This window comes from Microcystis sp. M083S1 (assembly GCF_020246405.1).
GTDB lineage: Bacteria > Cyanobacteriota > Cyanobacteriia > Cyanobacteriales > Microcystaceae > Microcystis > Microcystis aeruginosa_C.
In genome coordinates this window covers 16074-34201 of record NZ_JADBTB010000061.1, presented here as the reverse complement: position 1 = coordinate 34201, position 18128 = coordinate 16074, and the positions used below count along the sequence as shown (strand labels likewise).

Annotated in this window: 27 protein-coding genes and 1 pseudogene; 9 read left to right on the top strand and 19 right to left on the bottom strand. The window is 42.4% G+C overall.

The window, feature by feature from the left end; genetic code table 11:
• Nucleotides 1–95 precede the first annotated feature (95 nt).
• Nucleotides 96–503, bottom strand: a complete 408-nt coding sequence (locus IM450_RS05630; protein ID WP_002801381.1) for a DUF2605 domain-containing protein — start codon at nt 501–503, stop codon at nt 96–98.
• Between the two features lie 15 nt (nt 504–518).
• Nucleotides 519–1145, bottom strand: coding sequence for a TenA family protein (locus IM450_RS05625; RefSeq protein ID WP_002801380.1), 627 nt, complete (start codon nt 1143–1145; stop codon nt 519–521).
• Between the two features lie 424 nt (nt 1146–1569).
• On the opposite strand from IM450_RS05625, the gene IM450_RS05620 reads away from it, so the two are divergent.
• Both IM450_RS05620 and IM450_RS05615 read left to right on the top strand, forming a co-directional pair.
• On the top strand, nt 1570–1776 hold the full coding sequence (locus tag IM450_RS05620) for a hypothetical protein (RefSeq protein ID WP_002804823.1): 207 nt from the start codon (nt 1570–1572) through the stop codon (nt 1774–1776).
• 41 nt (nt 1777–1817) lie between these two features.
• Nucleotides 1818–2717, top strand: a complete 900-nt coding sequence (locus tag IM450_RS05615) for an amino acid ABC transporter substrate-binding protein (RefSeq protein ID WP_002804821.1) — start codon at nt 1818–1820, stop codon at nt 2715–2717.
• Between the two features lie 332 nt (nt 2718–3049).
• Here IM450_RS05615 and IM450_RS05610 read toward each other — a convergent pair whose 3' ends face one another.
• The 3 genes from IM450_RS05610 to IM450_RS05600 form a co-directional block, all read right to left on the bottom strand.
• The gene (locus tag IM450_RS05610; protein ID WP_004163747.1) at nt 3050–3550 is read right to left on the bottom strand and encodes a DUF3368 domain-containing protein; all 501 of its coding nucleotides are present in this window, start codon (nt 3548–3550) and stop codon (nt 3050–3052) included.
• Nucleotides 3547–3792: a UPF0175 family protein gene (locus IM450_RS05605; protein WP_002770804.1), complete on the bottom strand. Its 246-nt coding sequence runs from the start codon at nt 3790–3792 to the stop codon at nt 3547–3549. Before IM450_RS05605 ends, IM450_RS05610 begins: the two co-directional genes overlap by 4 nt.
• Nucleotides 3793–3965: 173 nt before the next feature.
• On the bottom strand, nt 3966–4601 hold the full coding sequence (locus IM450_RS05600) for a PEP-CTERM sorting domain-containing protein (RefSeq protein ID WP_287664832.1): 636 nt from the start codon (nt 4599–4601) through the stop codon (nt 3966–3968).
• A gap of 391 nt (nt 4602–4992) precedes the next feature.
• On the opposite strand from IM450_RS05600, the gene sipA reads away from it, so the two are divergent.
• Both sipA and IM450_RS05590 read left to right on the top strand, forming a co-directional pair.
• The gene (gene sipA, locus IM450_RS05595; RefSeq protein WP_287664860.1) at nt 4993–5205 is read left to right on the top strand and encodes a regulatory protein SipA; all 213 of its coding nucleotides are present in this window, start codon (nt 4993–4995) and stop codon (nt 5203–5205) included.
• A gap of 66 nt (nt 5206–5271) precedes the next feature.
• The gene (locus tag IM450_RS05590; RefSeq protein ID WP_287664829.1) at nt 5272–6222 is read left to right on the top strand and encodes a transposase; all 951 of its coding nucleotides are present in this window, start codon (nt 5272–5274) and stop codon (nt 6220–6222) included.
• Here the strand turns inward: IM450_RS05590 and IM450_RS05585 are convergent.
• From IM450_RS05585 to IM450_RS05555, 7 genes are all read right to left on the bottom strand, one after another.
• Nucleotides 6209–7807, bottom strand: coding sequence for a peptide ligase PGM1-related protein (locus IM450_RS05585; RefSeq protein ID WP_287664858.1), 1599 nt, complete (start codon nt 7805–7807; stop codon nt 6209–6211). The two genes, IM450_RS05590 and IM450_RS05585, sit on opposite strands and share 14 nt — an antisense overlap.
• Before the next feature lie 166 nt (nt 7808–7973).
• A complete protein-coding gene (gene psaJ, locus IM450_RS05580; protein ID WP_002738148.1) occupies nt 7974–8102 on the bottom strand; it encodes a photosystem I reaction center subunit IX in 129 nt (42 codons plus the stop codon).
• Between the two features lie 45 nt (nt 8103–8147).
• The gene (locus tag IM450_RS05575) at nt 8148–8642 is read right to left on the bottom strand and encodes a photosystem I reaction center subunit III (RefSeq protein ID WP_004163740.1); all 495 of its coding nucleotides are present in this window, start codon (nt 8640–8642) and stop codon (nt 8148–8150) included.
• A gap of 132 nt (nt 8643–8774) precedes the next feature.
• Complete coding sequence (locus IM450_RS05570; protein ID WP_004163739.1) at nt 8775–9194, bottom strand: secondary thiamine-phosphate synthase enzyme YjbQ; 420 nt, start codon at nt 9192–9194, stop codon at nt 8775–8777.
• A gap of 10 nt (nt 9195–9204) precedes the next feature.
• Complete coding sequence (gene cobA, locus IM450_RS05565) at nt 9205–10005, bottom strand: uroporphyrinogen-III C-methyltransferase (protein ID WP_287664826.1); 801 nt, start codon at nt 10003–10005, stop codon at nt 9205–9207.
• Between the two features lie 270 nt (nt 10006–10275).
• Nucleotides 10276–10566, bottom strand: a complete 291-nt coding sequence (locus IM450_RS05560) for an addiction module antidote protein (RefSeq protein WP_002757266.1) — start codon at nt 10564–10566, stop codon at nt 10276–10278.
• Nucleotides 10567–10575: 9 nt separating this feature from the next.
• Nucleotides 10576–10866: a type II toxin-antitoxin system RelE/ParE family toxin gene (locus IM450_RS05555; RefSeq protein ID WP_046661678.1), complete on the bottom strand. Its 291-nt coding sequence runs from the start codon at nt 10864–10866 to the stop codon at nt 10576–10578.
• A 49-nt stretch (nt 10867–10915) separates the two neighbouring features.
• Here IM450_RS05555 and IM450_RS05550 point away from each other — a divergent pair, with 49 nt between their 5' ends.
• From IM450_RS05550 to IM450_RS05540, 3 genes are read left to right on the top strand one after another with little or no spacing between them, the layout of a single operon-like run.
• The gene (locus IM450_RS05550) at nt 10916–11119 is read left to right on the top strand and encodes a hypothetical protein (protein WP_287664823.1); all 204 of its coding nucleotides are present in this window, start codon (nt 10916–10918) and stop codon (nt 11117–11119) included.
• Nucleotides 11120–11155: 36 nt separating this feature from the next.
• Complete coding sequence (locus tag IM450_RS05545) at nt 11156–11401, top strand: type II toxin-antitoxin system Phd/YefM family antitoxin (protein ID WP_008201147.1); 246 nt, start codon at nt 11156–11158, stop codon at nt 11399–11401.
• On the top strand, nt 11398–11796 hold the full coding sequence (locus tag IM450_RS05540; protein WP_287664821.1) for a type II toxin-antitoxin system VapC family toxin: 399 nt from the start codon (nt 11398–11400) through the stop codon (nt 11794–11796). Before IM450_RS05545 ends, IM450_RS05540 begins: the two co-directional genes overlap by 4 nt.
• A 321-nt stretch (nt 11797–12117) precedes the next feature.
• Here IM450_RS05540 and IM450_RS05535 read toward each other — a convergent pair whose 3' ends face one another.
• The 4 genes from IM450_RS05535 to IM450_RS05520 all read right to left on the bottom strand — a co-directional run bounded on the left by IM450_RS05535 (nt 12118) and on the right by IM450_RS05520 (nt 14197).
• Nucleotides 12118–12381 (bottom strand): DUF2442 domain-containing protein, encoded by a 264-nt coding sequence (locus IM450_RS05535; RefSeq protein WP_190722174.1) that lies wholly within the window; start codon nt 12379–12381, stop codon nt 12118–12120.
• On the bottom strand, nt 12341–12580 hold the full coding sequence (locus IM450_RS05530) for a DUF4160 domain-containing protein (RefSeq protein ID WP_190721029.1): 240 nt from the start codon (nt 12578–12580) through the stop codon (nt 12341–12343). The genes IM450_RS05535 and IM450_RS05530 overlap by 41 nt, the downstream gene beginning before the upstream one ends.
• A gap of 114 nt (nt 12581–12694) precedes the next feature.
• Nucleotides 12695–12829, bottom strand: a complete 135-nt coding sequence (locus tag IM450_RS05525) for a hypothetical protein (protein ID WP_277925612.1) — start codon at nt 12827–12829, stop codon at nt 12695–12697.
• Between the two features lie 132 nt (nt 12830–12961).
• The gene (locus tag IM450_RS05520; protein ID WP_287664814.1) at nt 12962–14197 is read right to left on the bottom strand and encodes an AlbA family DNA-binding domain-containing protein; all 1236 of its coding nucleotides are present in this window, start codon (nt 14195–14197) and stop codon (nt 12962–12964) included.
• A gap of 637 nt (nt 14198–14834) precedes the next feature.
• On the opposite strand from IM450_RS05520, the pseudogene speB (IM450_RS05515) reads away from it, so the two are divergent.
• Nucleotides 14835–15449, top strand: a pseudogene (gene speB, locus IM450_RS05515) (agmatinase); the annotation flags it as partial.
• Between the two features lie 32 nt (nt 15450–15481).
• Here the strand turns inward: speB (IM450_RS05515) and IM450_RS05510 are convergent.
• The 3 genes from IM450_RS05510 to IM450_RS05500 form a co-directional block, all read right to left on the bottom strand.
• A complete protein-coding gene (locus IM450_RS05510) occupies nt 15482–15808 on the bottom strand; it encodes a DUF5615 family PIN-like protein (protein WP_287664812.1) in 327 nt (108 codons plus the stop codon).
• Nucleotides 15792–16055, bottom strand: coding sequence for a DUF433 domain-containing protein (locus IM450_RS05505; protein ID WP_002799510.1), 264 nt, complete (start codon nt 16053–16055; stop codon nt 15792–15794). The genes IM450_RS05510 and IM450_RS05505 overlap by 17 nt, the downstream gene beginning before the upstream one ends.
• A 251-nt stretch (nt 16056–16306) precedes the next feature.
• A complete protein-coding gene (locus IM450_RS05500) occupies nt 16307–16705 on the bottom strand; it encodes a hypothetical protein (RefSeq protein WP_039899949.1) in 399 nt (132 codons plus the stop codon).
• 508 nt (nt 16706–17213) lie between these two features.
• Here IM450_RS05500 and speB (IM450_RS05495) point away from each other — a divergent pair.
• Complete coding sequence (speB, locus tag IM450_RS05495; RefSeq protein WP_287664808.1) at nt 17214–18113, top strand: agmatinase; 900 nt, start codon at nt 17214–17216, stop codon at nt 18111–18113.
• Nucleotides 18114–18128: the final 15 nt, after the last annotated feature.

Here is an 18128-nt window from a genome sequence, read left to right as displayed (position 1 = left end):
CCGAGTCTCCCATGAATTATGTGTGAATATTCCTAATTGCCAAAACTTTATGCTAAAAATTCGCTTAACTCTCTAGCTTACCAAAAAGTTTCAGGTTAAGCGTCAGTTTGAGGAGATTGATATTCTCCCCAACCCTGTAATCGACGACGACGACTGCTGACACCCCAACACTCTGCCACCAACTGATGCCAAGGCAACAACATCTTAGCCTCGATACCCACCTGACCACCCGTGGTTTTAAAGAGTAAATAAGCCGTGGCCACCTCCTGTTGGGCGTTTTTGACTCTTGCTAATAAATCGTCTTGTTCCTCAATGCTGAGAAAGGATAATCTCTCGGATTCGAGGAGGAGACGGGAACGGGAAAACCAATGGGTGAAATCCTCTAGTAGAGGTTCCAAGATAGTTTTCAGGAGTTCGTTTTCGGTGGGTTGCGAAGGAAACATTATTTTTATAATGACGATTTTGCTTACCTTAATCTTAGCGTTATTTATATTTCTTAACATTATGACGGGAAAACTTTAAGATTTGCCCCGGCTGTAGGCGGCACTAAAGAAATCCAGTTCACAACTAAGGGCATAACGATAGGATAAAGAGATATTTTCCGTCATCAGGGCGTATTTATCCGCTAATTCCTCTAACTGGCTTGCTAAAGCTGCGAATTCATCCCCACTATAACTATCAATCCAAGCTTGATAGGGATTCTCAGAAATCGGCTCTAGGGCTAATTGTTGGCCTAGATAAGCATAAAGACGCATACAGGGACTCATCACCACGGCAATCGCACCGATGTCACCCATCCAAGCGGTAGCGAGAAGAAAATCCCGATAGCGACGGGTGGCATTAGCGGGCTGAACCTTTCTCAGGTCAACCCCCCACTGTAAAGCGTAATTTTCGTGTAATTCTAATTCCGTTAATACCCCTGCCGCTAACCGATGAAAGCTAGTAAATCCCTGCCAATCGGGAGCTTTAGCGGCGGCGATACTGTAAGCACGGGCGAAAGATTCCAGAAAAAAAGCATCTTGACCGACATAAAAAGCGAAACAGTCCCGTTTAAGCTCTCCTGTGGCGATACCTCGCACAAAAGGGTGTTCTAGACAAGCTTGCACTAGATCTTGATGGCTGTGCCAAAGTTGCTGACTAAGCATAGGAAAATACTAATTAGGTGGACGTGGGAATTATGAATTATGAATTATGAATTATGAATTATGAATTAGACATCTTCAAAAATTATAACCCAGTCACAGCTTGCTTTTAGCCTATATACTAATTAAGTAGTTCGATAGCTGAAATGTATATCTATCGTTGCTAATTCAATTTCACTGAAAAAATATGAGGCAATTAAAATAATTTTTATTCGGGTAGATTCCTTAACTAGAAAGACTTTTGGTCTTGAGATAATATTAGGTCGAGGTCTATTGGGAAGGGGTGAGTGTTTAAGGTTGGTTAACTAGAGTTCGGCATCTCACAGGGTGACAGAGAGCCTGAGTTGTCACAGTTTCAATTCCTTAACCCAAACTGACGCTAACCCTGTTACAATACAGATAACTGACTAAATTGGAATTAAAGACTATGCGACTTAAGCGATGGGAGTCCCCCCGCCGTCAGGGACGTAACGACAAAGGCAAGGGTGGTTCGGCCCGACAGCGACAACTGAAAAAACAATTTAAAATGTTGTCCAAAAAACTAAAAGGGGGAGAGAGTAACATCTCTCCTCTTTTTTTGTCCCCAGCAATCGCCGCTAAAAAATCTTCCTTTGGGAAACTCTCAGTCTTCTGAAACAGTCCCAGACTTGAGCCACTTTCAGATTAGGAAAAAAAATGAAGCGTACACTTGCCGTCATGACGATGACAGTAGCTTTAACCCTCACCAGTAACCATTCTAGCCTTGCCGGAGCAATCTTCGATCGCATTCAAAAAACTGGGGTAATTACTGCCGGCGCTCGTAAAGATGCTATTCCCTTTGGTTTTGTCAACTCCCAGGGCAAGTGGGTGGGTTACAGCCTTGATATGTTAGAGTTAATTCGCAAAGAAACCGAGCGGAAGTTAGGAAAACCAATTAAGTTAAAAATTGTTGAGATTACTCCCCAAAATCGTTTTGAAAAGTTAAAAACAGGGGTGATAGATATAGAATGTGGCTCCACTACTTTTACTTGGAAAAGAGAAAATGAAGTGGATTTTTCCGTTAGTTATTTTGCCAGTGGCACTCAATTACTCACCCGCAAAGGTAGTAATCTCGATGACATCGGTAGCTTGGCAGGCAGACGCATTGGAGTGATTGCCAATACTACTAATGAAGCGGTGATTAAAACCCAACAACCCGCCGCTATTTTGGTCAAAGTTAAAAATCGTGGCGAGGGTTTACAAAAACTAGAAACGGGAGAAATTGACGGTTTTGCCAGCGATGGCATTACCCTAGAAGGTTTAAGGAAAAGTGCTAAAAATCCCAATAATTTAGCCATAGTTCCCTCCTATCCCTACGCCTACGAATCCTATGCCTGTACTTTACCCGAAAATGATTCTAAATGGCGCGATACAGTGAATTATACTCTATTAAAATTCATGGAAGGGATCGTTAGTGACCAACAACAAGCGGTGACAATTTATGAACGTTGGTTTGGTGAAGATGGTGTTGTTCCCTATTCCCGAGAAACTATTAATGATTATTTTCAAGGTATTGTCAACACCTACGAATGGATTCCTTTAACTGTATTTCCCTAAAATTAAGACCTTTTTAGGGAAAGGTTCAAAAAGGCACTCTTGCAAGTGGGAATTATGAATGGGGAAGTAGGGGAATGGGGAAGTGGGTTTTTAAAGTTGGATTTGATTAATAAAGGTAAAAAATAAACCCCCTCAACTGTTAGTTAGCAAAAATTAAGTAGGTAGGTGTTAAAAGTTGTCAGACACCCCCCTTATTAAGGGGGGATTAAAGGGGGGACTAAGGGGGGATCGGCACCCCCCTTATCAAGGGGGGCAGGGGGGATCAGAGGCAAAATCTATCTTCAATTTAATTATAACTACTTACTTAAATAAGAAGATTTTGAAGGCTTTAGTTATTGGTTTTCATCAATTTCTTGCGCTGTTTTTAATATGTCTAAATACAATATTTGATTAACACGGAAACCTGCTTTAAAAATCAAATCATCCATTAACGGCTGAATAGTAGGAATTAATCTTCTTCTTTTGGCAATTAATAAAATACCTAAAATTCCAATAACATTCAATCCTAAACTAATTGCTTTCTTTCTGCCAGGGTTCTCGTCTATAATTACTCTATCAGCATTTGAAGAAATCGCTAAAGCTATCGTTTCTGATTCTCCTCGGTGTAATTCCTTCTGTAATTCTTCTAATAATAACCGATTCTCTAACTCTCGCTTTTCTATCCAGGATAGGGTTTGAACTTCAATAGTGCCAGGAACTGAATAACCTAATCCTGTCATTTCTTCATAAACAGCCACTGGAATAATAATTGTTCCATAGATATCATGGAGCAAGTTAAGATAGCCGATAGCAGCTAAACTGGTAATCGGAGAGGTGTTACTAACAACAATCACAGATCACCTAAGGTTTTTAAGGTTTGTAATTCTTGTTGCCAATCTACACTATCATAATTTACACAAATATTCCTCTTGGCGACTTCTTGACGAAATTCAATTAAAGATAAGTTGGCAAAATCAGCCGCTTTTGCGCTACTGATATGATAATCTCTAAACATAATGATTGCCAGTTCTAGTTGCAACAGTTGCTCGTTTTTTCCTGTTGCTTGTATAATTTCGTTGGGAATCACAATAGTCATTAAAATTTACGATATTTGTATGAACCGCCCCCATTGTATCACAAAAAAATACTTGTGATCGATTAATTAATAAAAATTAATGAATAGAAACATGGACAAAAAATAAACCCTCAACTGACTGAATGAAGGGGCATTTATCGTATTTTGTGGGCAATTTAGCCTACTTTTGTGGTTTAGTTTTCGTCGGATTTAGAGGATTTTAGTTTGCGTTTCAGGGTTGAAGCTGCGCCTAATGCACCAAAGGAGCCAATAGCTAAAAGTCCAGCAGTTGAGGAGGGTTCAGGAACTAGCTTTAGGTTTTCAACAGGAACACACGGGGTCAAACACCCCATATATGTAAACTGATTAGAAAGTAGATCTTTAGCATAAAGTAGCCGATATTCTTCTCCACCTTCTATGTAGGCTAATCCCCCTGCACTAAAAGCGCCTACACCTCCTACAGGAACAATATTTGCCGGATTAAACAGATTATCATTCGTTAATCCTGAAGTTAATAAAGTGGTAGAGCCAGTGCCTTGGGGGACCAGAGCAGTTATAGGCTCTGTACCCTGTGTTCCAGTTATGGATAAAACTTTATATCCGGTAAAGCCCGGAACGACCAAAGATGTAGATAAAGTATCTTCGGTAATAACTGTCGCCTTAACAGGTGTGGGAAGAAGTGTAGTGTCAGGGGCAGGCAGTAGGTTTGTATCTATATCGAAGGATAAACTCCATGTGAGAGTTCCAGCCGAAGCAGGATTTACTCCAAAGCCAATCATTGTAGTCGTTGCAGCCGCTCCAAGAGCTAAGGCTAAAGTCCAATTTTTCATTTTTTTATTCCTGAGTAGTGTTTTTTGTGTGTAAGTTTGTAGTCTTAGCTTTGAGGCTATTAGCCTACTTTTGTCGTTTCTTTGCTAGGTCAGGCAACACCTTAACCCAACTCCAAAGGGAGACAACGGGAGTGTACACATTCTCTCCCCCACAACTGTATTAAAATATACAGTTTAATAAATCTTTACATTTCTCTCCTCAACTAGGAATTCAGATTTTGGTTTTTTTTTTGATTGTACTGATAGCGATCGCCACCCTCGCCGCTAGGTCAAGCAACAGCCCAACCCAAGGGGAAAGGGGGACGACGACAGCTTTGGGGAATCTATCTTGAGAATGATTTGAAATATGCTAAGTTGAGATACGATGTCACGATCGCATCTAACCAGTACCATGAGTGAAATTAGTGTCGGGGGAAAAGTCCGTCTGATTGCCATTCCCCCTTACCTGAAAACCGCCGATCCCATGCCTATGTTACGGCAGCCGGAGCTGCTCAATATCGACGATATAGGCACGGTAATCGATCGCCGGCCGGGGGGTTATTGGGGTGTAAAATTCGATCGAGGCTCATTTCTGCTCGATAGCAAATATTTAGAAGCTATTTAAACCAGTTAAGTGCATCACGGTCAAGACAACTTTGATAAATGACAAGCAAATCTAAAGAGTTAATTTATGTCCAATACTTTTCTATCGATCATTATCCCGATGCGCGAGGGATTTAGCGAACATTGGCTAGGAGAATTATTGAAAGTCAAGGGAGATATAGAATTTATTTTAGTTCATCCTCCTGGGGTCAAACCTTCGCCGGTGAATGATCCACGCATGAAACAGATTGTCTGTGCTTTACGAGGTGAAATTATTCAAAGAAGTACAGGATTTTTAAATGCCAGAGGCACTTATATTCTCACAATCAATTGCGATGAATATTTACACCCTGAGATCGTCACCTTAGTTAAAGACTATTTTGAACGCTTCCCCAATAGTTGGGTATTGCGATTAGCCAGACGTGGATTTCCCTACGGTGAACGAGAAAAATTGGAGAGTCCTTGGCCAACAATTCCCGATGTAAAAAGTTTAGCTATCTGTAGCAGAAGAGAGAATAATAGTAACTTATTTAAAGAGAATAATTATTTATTAGAAGTACCGATCGCTCCTTTAGATAATCCTTTTAATCCTAGCGCCCTGATCGGTAAACGTCGAGATCACAAGGGTCCTCACGTGGAAAACTTTGATAAAAAAGTTTGGAAAAACGAACTGGTACAACCGGCAGTTAAAGAGATTACCGCTTCCATGAACGTCACTGGACCGATTAAATATATTCCCTTTTGGTGTTTAGATAGATTACTGGGTTTATATATTCAGGCAAAGTTTTTTGAGCAAGGTAAAACTATCGGTCATTGGCTGCCAGAAATAGCCGAACAACTGCGGATTGAAGATAATCCTCCTGAGTATAAAAGAACTAAACGTTTTTACTTTATTGCCGAGGTGATTCTCCTGAGAAATTTCCCTAAATACGGTTATCTTTGGAATTTAATTCTCGCTCAAGCGACGGAAGTACCCGGACGAGCTATCGATTCCCTAAAACGCAAAATTTTGCCAGAAAAACCTTTTATATCCAAGTGATCGGTAATCCAGAATAATAACCTAAATTTATGGAACTATGCTCTGTTTCCCAATCTAACACCTGTTCCACACGCTGATAAATTGCCGCAGCTTCCTCACTAGAATTGCCGATACAAGTTAACCCTAATTTACCAAATTCTGACAGCGCACCCATGAGATGAAAAACTGTTCCCGTTTTACTGCTACTATCAAAATGCAGGCGATGTTTAGCAATAATATCCATTAAATCATCGGGAAGTAAACCTTTGTATTGGGGTTTATGGAGATTATCGGAGGCAATATAGTATTTTTCCTGGTGAGGTTGACTGAAAAATAATCCAGTTTCTTGATCGTATTTACCATTAGTTAAAAGCTTCAAAGTCATAAAAGGATGGGTGGTTCCTCCTTTTCGCAGATTAATTTCGATCGCCTGTAAATCCCAGACTAAAGTTTCTGTATTTTTCACCGCAACGAAATCAACTCCATAGCGTTCAATTGCCCCCTTGGCTGCCAGAATTTCCCCTATTTTTAGGCCTAATTCCTGTAATTGTAGGCGATAATTTTCATCGGCAGGAAAATGACAACCTAGATAAATTTGACCATCGGGACCGCCTAAAATTTGATCGTGAGTGGAAATAATATTCACTTCTCCCGTCGGTGTAATATAACCCTGCACACTCGGCGATCGCTTTTCTTCTCCTTCAATAAAAGCTTCGACAATTGCCCCTAATTCAGCAATTTTACTGGAAAAACTCTCCCAAGTTTCATCGCTTGCTTGAAAACTCATCTTCTCTAATTGTTTGGCCAAGAGATTCATTTTCTCGCTTAAATCTAGACTGTTACTATCAACAATTCCCCCTAAAGGACGTAAATCTAAAACCGCATTTCCTTCTCCCGATAACCCCTCATTTAACTTCACTACCATGCGTTTTAATTGCGGTTGACGAGACCACAAACTAGCGGCTTCATATAACAAATCCTTGACCGTATTTACCTGTAAACTACCGTCAGGATGGGGAATATTGCCTTGACCAAAAATCTCGCGACTGCCACTTTTAGAACCCCAATACAATAAATCTGGACTACAGGCAAATAAAGGAATATCTAATTGTAAAGACAATTCTCGCTCTAAATTAGTAGAATTAAAACAAACCATGTAGGCACGATCTCGACGCAACGCTTGCCGGATTCTTGCTACTAAGCGCGGTCTGTCCAGAATTTTTTGGGTTAAAGGTTGAAAAGAGTTATCGTGAGTTGTCAGTAATAACAGACGATTATTAGCATGGGAAAAAGGAATCCCAGGCAACAATTGCAGGTAATAATCAATCACCATCCGCGCCAGTGGCTGCGCTGTTACATAGATTAAACGGGTTTTCGGATGTCGCAACCGAATCAGAGAAAATAATAATCTTTCTTCGTAATGTAAAAAACCCGCTACTTTTTGACCGACTCTCTGATCGATACTAAAAGAAGGGACAACTAGGATATCATAATCCCATTCATCGGATTCGGGAACGTTTTCTCCCTGCCAAATCTCTTTTAATTTTTCTTGTAATTCTTGATACCGCAGACGCTTTCCTAGCATCAAATCTCTATCTAACAGCATGGTTTGTCCCACCTCTGTGGTTGCAGACACCTGTATCTTATCGATTTTTAGGCCCTGTCGTCTCCAGTGCCTTTCTTTTCTTAATATTCCCCCAGTCCCTCCGATCGTTGCCCTTAAAAAGGGATACAGTGGACTCTGTATCCCCTTTAATCACCTGAGATTGCCTTTAACCTAGCGGGTGGAATAAGAGATCGGGATAAAAGCGATTAAATTCGATTAAAATCCCGGCGGTGAAAGTCAGCAGCGCCATAATTAACACGGGTGCGGACGAGAGAAATTTAGTAAGTCCTTCCATCTGAGTTCTCCTAGGGAATAAAAAGTCAAGGGTTTGACACAAAAATTAACGAGGGGAAACGGTAATTTCCGAATCCTTAACGGTTAATTTACCGGAAGTGGCTTCTTGTAAAGCCGCCAACGGCCAGAGGAACCCCGTTAACATTTTGCTCAAAGCGAGGGGAACATCGATGATGATTTCCTTCATTTCGGCATCTTTACTGTCGCGTACGGCGATTAAATAGGCCCGACCAACCCAACCGATCCAACCGGCAATGTACAGGAATAGGATGCTAGGGATAAAGAAATCGCCCATGTGGTCCCAACGACCATCAACAATTAGGTGTGGATAGCCTTCCGGTCCACAGAGAGCTTGGGAGTAGGTTTGAGCGCGTTTGGCTCCCGATTCGGGGTCGGGAGTGGTGTTGCGGAAACTCTTCGCTTTTTGTAGGAAAGCGGGATTTTCGCTACAAGGGGTCAGATTGGACAAATCAGCCGACGCTGGAGCGGCAAAGGTGAACCAGAGAGATAGCACCAGGGCCAGAGCGAACAATTTTCGCATAAATTGTTTCCTTTTGTTACGAAATATGAAGTTCTTTGTTCAAAAAGCGAACAATTTGATCGTACACGGAAAAAATCTTACTCCGATGAGGGGTACGAGTAAAGTTTCTATTACAAAACTATACGCAACGCTTTAGACCCCTGTGATATGAACCACCACTTGTCTTTGGTGACGACTCTGACGATGTTCCCAGAGATAGATACCTTGCCAGATCCCTAAAACTAATTTACCTCTAGCGATCGGGATTTGTTCCGATGTCCGGGTTAGGACCGAGCGAATGTGAGCGGGCATATCGTCTGGCCCTTCGGTAGAGTGATAGTAGAGACTGCTATCTTCCGGGACTAACTTGGCGAAGAAATTGGCCAAATCGGTGAGAACATCGGGATCGGCATTTTCTTGGATCAGCAAAGAAGCGGAGGTGTGACAGACAAATATACTGCATAATCCCGTCGTTATGCCCGATTCAGCCACGATCGCTTCTATGGGGGCAGTCAGAGGATGGAAATTCTTGGGACTGGTGGTAATCGTCAGGGATTTTTGATATTGACGCATGGAAACCGAATCAGGGAGAAATGGGTGTAGGGGGGATTGTCCTGGAGAGCAAAGGTTGTCCCGCTTGCAAGAGATCGTGAAGGTTCACCACTGCACCGATAACAGCGATCGCTGGGGACTCAAAGCCGGTGGCTTCGATCTGGTCCATAATCGTGGTGAAAGTACCGATTAACTGCTGTTGCTGCGGTGTTGTTCCCCAGCGAATCAGGGCGATCGGTGTTTCTGGACTTCTGCCCGCCTTGGTCAACTCGCCGATAATATAGGGTAAATTATGCACACCCATGTAAACAACAATTGTTTCTGCGCCATGGGCGATCGCTGACCAGTTAACTTGAGGACGATATTTACCCGCCATCTCGTGGCCGGTGACGAAGGTAACGGAAGAACTATAATCGCGATGGGTGAGGGGAATACCGGCGTAGGCAGGCACGGCAATTCCTGAAGTGATCCCCGGCACGATCTCGACGCTAATTCCGGCCGCGATCAGATCGAGCATTTCTTCACCCCCGCGACCGAAAACAAAGGGATCCCCTCCTTTAAGACGAACAACCACGGCATTAGTCTGGGCCTTCTCGATCAGTAAAGCGGTGATTTCCTCCTGTACCAGAGAATGACGACCGCGACGCTTACCCGCATGGATTTGTTCGGCCCTGGGGTTAATCATGGCTAGAATCGAGGGGCTAACTAGGGCATCATAGAGGACAACATCGGCATTTTCTAAGAGAACTTTCGCTTTTAAGGTCAACAAACCGGGATCTCCGGGACCCGCACCGACGAGATAGACCTTACCGCAACTTTCTGATTGATTCATAGATACTGGGGAGAAGATTCTTGCTTCGATCGAATGCGCTTGATCCCTACTTTATTGTGACTGGAGCAAAATTTGGTATTTTTGACTACAGTTACTCGGCGATCATGCGCTTTCTTCATGAAGAATTATGATCTTAACATTACTTAACCTTTTATCTAGCGATCGCTCTGATCCTAAATCTTGTTTAACAGGTATGGGGGAGAGCGGGTTTTTAAGGTTGGATTGGGAGTTAATCATACTATTAAAAACCGATTCAGTATAACGGTGAAGTTAGGCAATTGGTACGACTTGGAGGCGTAACCCAAGTGATTGTAAGACCTTAAGAACTGTGGCAAACTCTGGATTGCCTTCGATTGACAAAGCTTTATAGAGACTTTCACGCCCCAACCCTGTTTCACGGGCAATATGTGTCATCCCTTTAGATCGAGCAATATCACCTAATGCTGCTACCACTAAGCTTGGATCGCCATCTTCAAGAGCTGCTTCAAGATATGCAGCTATATCTTCTTTTGTTTCGAGATGTTCTGCCGCATCCCAAGGATAGGTTTGGATAGTAGCCATGAAAATCTCCTATAAGTCTTGTGCTAAATTTAATGCTGTTTTGATGTCCCGTTCTTGAGTTTGCTTATCTCCTGCTGCCAAGAGGATGATCAAGGTCTCGCCTCGCTGAATGAAATACACCCGATAGCCTTGGCCATAATCGATCCGCAGTTCCGATACACCTTTTCCTACTGGTTTAACATCGCCTGGATTGCCCATAGACAGGCGACGAACACGAATGTCTATACGTGCTTTTGCTTGGCGATCCCGCAAATTGCTAAACCACTGAGAGTAGGTTTCGGTCTGGCGAATTTCAATCATGCCCTAAGTGTATCCTATGGGATACAGAAGGACAAGCAATAAAAATAAGGTGCGTTACATTTTATTCATTAACGCACCCTACAAGATCGGCGATCGCACTAATCAATGTGCATGGTGCGTTCCCCAAAAATCGATCGCTGGAGCGGTAGAAGTTGCATTAGGGAACGCACCCTACAGCGATAGCGTACTGCTACGCAGTGCCTTCGGCATCGCACTTCAAACTAACTTGCCCTTGCAGAATCACCGCAACTAAACTAAACTTAGTTTGTAGATTTGGTTTTTTAAGAGCATGGAAACTGTAAACATTCATCAGGCTAAAACAAACCTTTCTCGGCTATTGTCCCGTGTGGAACTCGGAGAGGAAATCGTTATTTCAAACCGAGGTATTCCAATTGCTAAACTTGTTCCATTTCGGACATCTTTAGATCGACGGTCTAGTTTAGGACAAGATCGAGGGATGTTTACCGTACCAGATGATTTTAATGCTCCTTTACCAGAAGATATTTTGGTAGCATTTGAGGGTGGTGCGGAGTGAGACTTTTACTGGATACACAATGCTGGCTGTGGTGGTTTGCCCAACCAGACAAGTTAAGTGAGAATGTAATTGAACAAATTGCCAACGAAAGCAATGAAGTGTGGTTTTCTGTTGCCAGTGTTTGGGAGATGGGAATTAAAGTCTCAATCGGTAAATTACCACTGCCAGAGCAAATAGATAATTATGTCTCTACTCGAATGACCCAACTAGGAGCTAGATCGTTAGAGATCAATGCTTCTCATGCTTTGCGGGCGGCTGCATTGCCTTTACATCATCGTGATCCTTTTGACCGAATGCTGATTGCACAAGCTCAGGTAGAAGATATGATACTTGTGAGTGCGGATTCAACATTTAATCAATATGAAGTATCTTTGCTTTGGGCAGCTAGTTCTTAGTCATAAACACAGAATTTCAGCTGCTTTCTAGATATTCGTGAACCAAATTCTGTGTAGTTGCAATTATTAACTCGCACATTTTTCCAACTAATTGACTGTCATTTCTGGAAGACTCCAAAGTGACTTGACACTGACCTGCACAAGAGCCTTCAATTTCACAGCCTTTGCAGAAATCGTTCTTACAGCTTCAATCAATAGGCATGGTGCGTTCCCCAAAAATCGATCGCTGGAGCGGTAGAAGTTGCCTTAGGGAACGCACCCTACCAGATCGGCGTGCTGCTACGCAGTGCCTTCGGCATCGCACTTAATTAAGGATAAAAACTAGGCTTTAACTTTTAAAGGAAATCTCTCAGGATTTTTAATAATTTCTTTGCTTAAATCTACATCTAAATCTGGCCAATAAAAATGATTAGGAAAAGGCTCTTGTATATTTAAAATTTGTCTAATAGTGACATCTTGAAACCAAGGAAAATCTTGATAAGAAAGAAACATTTCTTCATTGTTTGCCAGAATCCATATTCCATGAGAAGAAATATGAGTTACTTCAGCTTGAGAAGTGTTTTGTCCAAGCATTTCTAAGTTCATTTTGTCGTTCCTCAATAATAGTTTCTATCGCTTGAAGTTGTTTTCGAGATAGGTTATGATTACGAGCTAATTCAATTTGTGGTTCCAGCCAAAATTTAGCTTCTCCTTCTGCACAATGAACATGAACGTGCATTCTTGTTTCTTCGCGGGAAAAGAAAAAGAAGCGATAGCCATCTTCTCGGAAAACAGTTGGACTCATCAGAAATATAATCAGGATGATTGATGCTTACCCTTCGTTTATTATAGCAAATCCCCCTCAACTGGTCTAAAACTAAGGGGGAATGAGTTATAAAAAAAGGCAATTTAACCGATGTTAGTGGGTTCTTTTTCGATCGATCGCTGGAGCGGTAGAAGTTACATTGGGGAACGTACCAGACAAGATCGGCGATCGCACTACAGTTGCATAACGGAATAATTTGATCGCATCTCCACCAATTAAATAAACCACGATCGCCCACCTAAACTATAGCGTTTCCTACGCTAGTGAGGTACACCTGTTTTTCTTACCTTTTGCCTCTTGCCTTTTGCCTAAAACCCATAACTTTTGTACCTCAGCAGACTGAAAAACGCTATATATCATCTAATCTGTCTGAGGTTTTCTTAGATAAGCAGCTAGTTCTTCAGAAATTACGAAACGAGGAGCATCATTATAGGTGATTTCATAAACTAACGCCTGATTCTCCAAAATTCTCAGCTTATTTCTAAGGTAAGCATGATCCTCAAAGTAATATTTGAGAGTGAAGTTATTGGTATCTTCACAATACATTACACCCTTATTCATAATGATAAACTCACGAGCAAATGGACAGTTTTGTAGATCACTTCTCATATCTGCTAGAAGTTCGGGAATTAGACTCTCAATATTTAGAAATACACTTTCCGAGGGCTGTGGCAGTAGAAAGCTCGGTTTAGCAATATTTTTGTGCGGAACTGCGAGTTTCAAAAGAGCTTTGTTAATTGATTCAAGTGCTGTTACTATTTTTGCTGAAGCGTCATTTGTTGTAAGTGTAACAGGTGGTACTGAACCAGAAATTCCTAATCTAGTATTGTAATTATAAGAGTGGCCAGAAAGATCCTTATACTCTACTTCAAGTAGTACATTTTCTCCAAAAAGCTTATCTGCTTGAGAGTGAGTCGCCACGTCAAAAAAGAATGGATTATCTTGATCAATAACAGATATTTGGAGGGGAAATAAATTTCCTAAATTACTCATCATTTTGGGCAAGGGCGAAATATTAACCTTGACTTCAATTGCGGGGGCATCTGTAAGTGAAAGAATTCCAAGTTGAATAGCCTGCTCTTTTTCTGGTTTAAGTCTAAATAAGTGTGTTAAACGTGGTTTGGAGAAATGTCTTTTAGCCCAGATTGCATCAACAATAAAATGCTTGGCTTTGACTGTATGAGCACCTGCTCGAATGTAATAGCAATTATCATAAGCCATGTGTGGCCCAGCGTGGCTCTCATAAACGGCAACAAGCAAAACAGCCGAATCGGACTGAATGACTCCTCGTCCTACTGAATCAGATATTATTTTAATCTCATATTTAGGAACTGGTTCTACTTGATTAACAATCTGATCAGCCCAGTCGCGTAAATCTTGTCTTCCAACTTTTAGATGTAGGCCATTATCAGCATTACCATGAGAGTCCACACCAGCAATAAAACACCCACCTCCAGAATTTGCAAAGGCAGATACCGCACAGCTTAGTTTCTTCTTGAGGTCTTCTGGAGGAGTGCGACTTGATTTGAATTCAAAGTTATCATCCTCTGCGGATGGAAGCTGAGTGAGATCAAAATTTCCTAGGTCAATTTTCATAAGATGTGAAAAGGCGGACAAGTAGTGTAAAAAATGTTTGGCTTCTTATCAATCAAATTATACTATTGGCGGATGTAAACTCGATCCCCCTACGACAAAACTCTGCATTGAAAAACCAATTGCTTTGGCTTTGTGGTCTAACTACATATTATAGGTCAACTTTCTGTATAAAACTCTCTGGGGTAACGATATGGGTCAACTTTCCGTATATCACCCCATTTAGGTGCAATTGCCAGAACTTTTCCCTATATCACACCCAAAAGCCTGTTAGTCAGATTAGCATCTTGCCAAAAACCTTGTGTAACTAAATTCCTGACAATTAGGCTCATTCTAACGATGATTCCTATATCTGACCGCACCCCTTGACAAAAACTGACAATTATTCGACCTTTAGCGATCGCTATCGGGGGATAGTTGTTTTTTGTTACAGCAGTGTGGTTCAGCCTAACTGATGGCTATATTTCCAGATTATCGCCCGCAGCAAACCAATCTTGAGCGAGAAATCGAGGGATGTATCCATTGATGGATAAGGGGTTTTTGCTATTGCAGTAGATATGTCTGGGGTCAGTTGAGATAGACAAAAATAGTCAAAATATTTATAATAGAAGATTGGACTAAAATTTTCTGTGATTTGCCCATGTTATTGTCTTGCGCCACCGGTAGCGAACAATTTTTAGGTAGTGAAGCGATCGCATCTTACGCCACAGCTAAGGCCGTGATCCTGCCGATTCCCTACGAGGCCACCACCACCTATCGCAAGGGTTGTGAAACCGGGCCGGCGGCGGTGATTACTGCTTCCCAACAATTGGAAGCCTATGACGAGGAACTTAAGAGGGAAACCTGTTTAGAAGTGGGCATCTATACCCATGATGCGATCGCCGATACCCGTCAGCAACCGCAATTGTCCGCCGAGGAGATGTTAGCCGTCACCACAGCTACAGTTTCCCGTCTAATTGCCGATGATAAATTTGTCGTCGCCGTCGGGGGTGAACACGCTATCACTACGGGAGTAGTACAAGCTTATCGACAAGCTTTATCGGAACCTTTTACGGTGGTTCAAATTGATGCCCATGGCGATATGCGTTTTGAGTACGAAGGATCGCACCATAACCACGCCTGTGTGATGCGTCGGGTGTTAGAAATGGGTTTACCGACCTTACCCGTGGGAATTCGGGCTATTTGTCGAGAAGAAGCCGAATTAATCGCTAAACAGCAGATTCCTGTGATTTGGGATCGAGATATCGCTAGGGATGCGGAGTTATGCTGCTTTCGCCAACACAACTTTCAGGAGCCTGCAACTTCAATCACTTCTCCTGGAGAGACTTTATCTAATACGCTACAGGCATCTGGCATTAGGGGAAGTAAGTCAGAAAGTTTGTTGCTGGTTGCTACAAGAACAATAACTGCCACTCCAGCTTGCTGTAAATTTTGCTGATAACGCAAATTTTGATCTGTAGTGAGGAGAATCGTGAAACCCTCCTGAATCATCAGCCTCAGCAACTCACCGTTCTTTTTCCCTGACCATCCCATCTCAACAACTGTACATACCTCGTAATCGGCAAGCTCACGCTTTAACGGGCGTGGGGCGCATTCATCAAGCAGGATTCGCATAGGCTGTCAACATTTCCTTTGCTAATTCAAGGGCTGAGATCGCCTGTTCTCGACTGACACTGGGAAAATGGTCTAGAAATACCTCTAATGAATCACCAGCCTCAAGATAATCAAGTAGGGTTCTCATCGGCACACGAGTTCCTACAAAAACAGGGGTTCCCCCTAGAATGTCGGGATCACTGTGAACAACACGGGATATTAATGCCATAACAAATATATCCAACTGGCTACTAGCTTTTACAGTCATTGTATCCTAAAGTCATTTGTCGGCTCTATACAAGGTGAGGCTCAGGCATGGGACACTTCACTTGACTACTCTGCCTACATCTTGCCGCTAGACCCAAACTAACTTTTGGATACCATGCACAGTTGGCATTCATACCTTGATTCTGCAACGCCTAGACTTACAACTTCAATCAATAGGTATGGTGCGTTCCCCAAAAATCGATCTGTGGAGCGGTAGAAATTGCATTAGGGAACGCACCCTACAGCTCAAACCTAATTCTTTACACTTGACCATATTACGAAAAGAACAATGATATCAACAAATATATGCAGAACCCAGGAAGGTAGCAATGTTGATGATGAATACGATAACTCCTTTTTGAGCAAAGCACTTTCAAATTCCGTTTTCTTCGCAAGTGCATTAAGTTCACTTTCTACTGCGATTACTCTCTTTGTTGCAGCACGTATTCCATAGAAATTTGCAATAAAAAACCCAATGCAAACAATTGTTGCTACTAGAGCTTGGCTATATGAAAGTGAAAAGTCTTTTTTGGAAGAAACCAGCCAACCAATAATTGCGACGACAGCAACTGTATAAAAATTCCAATAAGAACTTACTCGTGACTCCAGCTTATCAGCAACCTCAATGATATCCTTAATCTTTTGATCCATGTCTTAACTCTCTACGTCTCACAGTTAGATTTTCGGCTGCGCCCTCAGCAAGGGTTGAGCGGCATAACGTTCCCGCTCACCAGACGCAGATAACCTTTGCTACCTAGCCGATCGCCTTGCCGTTCCAGTGTATATTGTTAGCCAGATTAGCATCTTGCCAAAAACCTTGTTTAACTAAATTCCTGACAATTTAGGCCTATTCTAGCGATGATTCCTATATCTGACCGCACCTCTTGATAAAAATTGATAATTATTCGACCTTTAGCGATCGCTCTCAGGGGATAATTGTTTTTTGTTACAGCAGTGTGGAGCAGCCTAACTGATGGCTATATGTCCAGATTATCGCCCGCAGCAAACCAATCTTGAGCGAGAAATCGAGGGATTTATCTATTGATGGATAAGGGTTTTTGGCTATTGTAGTAGATACGTTTGGAGTCAGTTGAGATAGACAAAAATAGTCAAAATATTTATAATGGAGGATTAGACTAAAATTTTCTGTGATTTGCCCATGTTATTGTCTTGCGCCACCGGTAGCGAACAGTTTTTAGGGAGTGAAGCGATCGCATCTTACGCCACAGCTAAGGCCGTGATCCTGCCGATTCCCTACGAGGCCACCACCACCTATCGCAAGGGTTGTGAAACCGGGCCGGCGGCGGTGATTACCGCTTCCCAACAATTGGAAGCCTATGACGAGGAACTCAAGAGGGAAACCTGTTTAGAAGTGGGCATCTATACCCATGATGCGATCGCAGATACCCGTCAGCAACCGCAATTGTCCGCCGAGGAGATGTTAGCCGTCACCACAGCTACAGTTTCCCGTCTAATTGCCGATGATAAATTTGTCGTCGCCGTCGGGGGTGAACACGCTATCACCACGGGAGTAGTACAAGCTTACCAACAAGCTTTATCGGAACCTTTTACTGTGGTTCAAATTGATGCCCATGGCGATATGCGTTTTGAGTACGAAGGATCGCACCATAACCACGCCTGTGTGATGCGTCGGGTGTTAGAAATGGGTTTACTGACCTTACCCGTGGGAATTCGGGCTATTTGTCGAGAAGAAGCGGAATTAATCGCTAAACAGCAGATTCCTGTGATTTGGGATCGAGATATCGCCGGTGATCCGAATTGGATCGAAAAAGCGATCGCCAAAATTACCACCGAGAAGGTATTTTTAACCATAGACGTGGATGGCATAGATCCGGCTTTAATTCCGGGGGTGGGAACACCTGAACCGGGGGGGTTAAGTTGGCATCAAACCCTAAACTTTCTCCGTCGTCTTTTCCAAACTCATCAGGTGATTGGCTGCGATGTGATGGAATTAGCCCCGATTAGTGATTCGGTGGTCTCGGAATTTACCACTGCCAAGCTAATTTATAAGTTAATTGGCTATCAATTTACTGCCTAGGGGCTTGCCTAATTA

Bases quoted from the DNA above. Each gene is read 5' to 3' on its own strand.
- IM450_RS05630 (WP_002801381.1), bottom strand. From the start codon at position 503: ATGTTAAGAAATATAAATAACGCTAAGATTAAGGTAAGCAAAATCGTC.
- IM450_RS05625 (WP_002801380.1), bottom strand. From the start codon at position 1,145: ATGCTTAGTCAGCAACTTTGGCACAGCCATCAAGATCTAGTGCAAGCT.
- IM450_RS05620 (WP_002804823.1), top strand. From the start codon at position 1,570: ATGCGACTTAAGCGATGGGAGTCCCCCCGCCGTCAGGGACGTAACGAC.
- IM450_RS05615 (WP_002804821.1), top strand. From the start codon at position 1,818: ATGAAGCGTACACTTGCCGTCATGACGATGACAGTAGCTTTAACCCTC.
- IM450_RS05605 (WP_002770804.1), bottom strand. From the start codon at position 3,792: ATGACTATTGTGATTCCCAACGAAATTATACAAGCAACAGGAAAAAAC.
- IM450_RS05600 (WP_287664832.1), bottom strand. From the start codon at position 4,601: ATGAAAAATTGGACTTTAGCCTTAGCTCTTGGAGCGGCTGCAACGACT.
- sipA (WP_287664860.1), top strand. From the start codon at position 4,993: ATGAGTGAAATTAGTGTCGGGGGAAAAGTCCGTCTGATTGCCATTCCC.
- IM450_RS05590 (WP_287664829.1), top strand. From the start codon at position 5,272: ATGTCCAATACTTTTCTATCGATCATTATCCCGATGCGCGAGGGATTT.
- IM450_RS05585 (WP_287664858.1), bottom strand. From the start codon at position 7,807: ATGCTGTTAGATAGAGATTTGATGCTAGGAAAGCGTCTGCGGTATCAA.
- psaJ (WP_002738148.1), bottom strand. From the start codon at position 8,102: ATGGAAGGACTTACTAAATTTCTCTCGTCCGCACCCGTGTTAATTATG.
- IM450_RS05575 (WP_004163740.1), bottom strand. From the start codon at position 8,642: ATGCGAAAATTGTTCGCTCTGGCCCTGGTGCTATCTCTCTGGTTCACC.
- IM450_RS05570 (WP_004163739.1), bottom strand. From the start codon at position 9,194: ATGCGTCAATATCAAAAATCCCTGACGATTACCACCAGTCCCAAGAAT.
- cobA (WP_287664826.1), bottom strand. From the start codon at position 10,005: ATGAATCAATCAGAAAGTTGCGGTAAGGTCTATCTCGTCGGTGCGGGT.
- IM450_RS05560 (WP_002757266.1), bottom strand. From the start codon at position 10,566: ATGGCTACTATCCAAACCTATCCTTGGGATGCGGCAGAACATCTCGAA.
- IM450_RS05555 (WP_046661678.1), bottom strand. From the start codon at position 10,866: ATGATTGAAATTCGCCAGACCGAAACCTACTCTCAGTGGTTTAGCAAT.
- IM450_RS05545 (WP_008201147.1), top strand. From the start codon at position 11,156: ATGGAAACTGTAAACATTCATCAGGCTAAAACAAACCTTTCTCGGCTA.
- IM450_RS05535 (WP_190722174.1), bottom strand. From the start codon at position 12,381: ATGAACTTAGAAATGCTTGGACAAAACACTTCTCAAGCTGAAGTAACT.
- IM450_RS05530 (WP_190721029.1), bottom strand. From the start codon at position 12,580: ATGAGTCCAACTGTTTTCCGAGAAGATGGCTATCGCTTCTTTTTCTTT.
- IM450_RS05520 (WP_287664814.1), bottom strand. From the start codon at position 14,197: ATGAAAATTGACCTAGGAAATTTTGATCTCACTCAGCTTCCATCCGCA.
- IM450_RS05510 (WP_287664812.1), bottom strand. From the start codon at position 15,808: ATGCGAATCCTGCTTGATGAATGCGCCCCACGCCCGTTAAAGCGTGAG.
- IM450_RS05505 (WP_002799510.1), bottom strand. From the start codon at position 16,055: ATGACTGTAAAAGCTAGTAGCCAGTTGGATATATTTGTTATGGCATTA.
- IM450_RS05500 (WP_039899949.1), bottom strand. From the start codon at position 16,705: ATGGATCAAAAGATTAAGGATATCATTGAGGTTGCTGATAAGCTGGAG.
- speB (WP_287664808.1), top strand. From the start codon at position 17,214: ATGTTATTGTCTTGCGCCACCGGTAGCGAACAGTTTTTAGGGAGTGAA.